Origin of the sequence: Streptococcus suis, from assembly GCF_002960445.1 — a bacterium.
Taxonomy (GTDB): Bacteria; Bacillota; Bacilli; order Lactobacillales; family Streptococcaceae; genus Streptococcus; species Streptococcus hyiners.
Window position 1 is genome coordinate 1 of sequence record NZ_POJD01000094.1, and the last position, 287, is coordinate 287.

General features: G+C 45.6%; 1 protein-coding gene. It reads right to left on the reverse strand.

What is annotated here, in order from left to right; translation table 11 throughout:
- A partial coding sequence (locus C1G53_RS01855; RefSeq protein WP_153046637.1) for an Hsp70 family protein occupies positions 1-287 on the reverse strand: 287 nt, incomplete at both ends.

Consider the following 287-nt stretch of genomic DNA (forward strand, 5'->3'; position numbering starts at 1 on the left):
AAGGGCTTGGGCTTTTTCGTTGAGGTTTTCAAGTTTAGCCTTCATGTCGTCCAAGTTGTTAGCTTCCTGAGCTGCTTTCAACTCATCAAGAGCAGCTTGGGCTTGGTCACGTTCTGCGTCGAAGCCTTTGCCTTCTGTTTCCTTAAGAGTTTTCTCAGTCGCAAAGATTGCTTGGTCAACATCGTTACGAAGGTCCACTTCTTCCTTACGTTTCTTATCTGCTTCCGCGTTAGCTTCTGCATCTTTCATCATGCGGTCGATTTCTTCATCTGTCAAACCTGAGTTAG